Raw genomic sequence first — 239 nt, 5'->3', positions numbered from 1 at the left:
CCGGTTCCCTGGCATCCCCTGTCGTGCTCCCCGTTTTTTGCCGGATTTCCCTCTTTCTCAGTGGCCATGGCCATCTTCGACATCACGGTGTTGAGGAAGACCATATGTCCGTCATCGATTTCCCTGCCATCCGTATACACGCCTATGACACCCAGGCATGTATCACGGTTCCTGATTGGCAGGTATACCCACCCGTAGTCCCCATAGAATCCTGTATTGGCTCCGCAGACCGTATGGTT

General features: G+C 54.4%; 1 protein-coding gene. It reads right to left on the bottom strand.

All coding sequences use genetic code 11. From position 1 onward, the window contains the following. On the bottom strand, positions 1–239 hold a 239-nt coding region (locus LK536_RS59045; protein ID WP_506092366.1), incomplete at both ends, for a hypothetical protein.

It is taken from the genome of Clostridium pacaense (assembly GCF_020709765.2).
In the GTDB taxonomy this organism is placed as follows: Bacteria; Bacillota; Clostridia; order Lachnospirales; family Lachnospiraceae; genus Enterocloster; species Enterocloster hominis.
The sequence above is the reverse complement of the archived record's forward strand: the minus strand, read 5'-3'. Positions and strand labels throughout refer to the sequence as shown.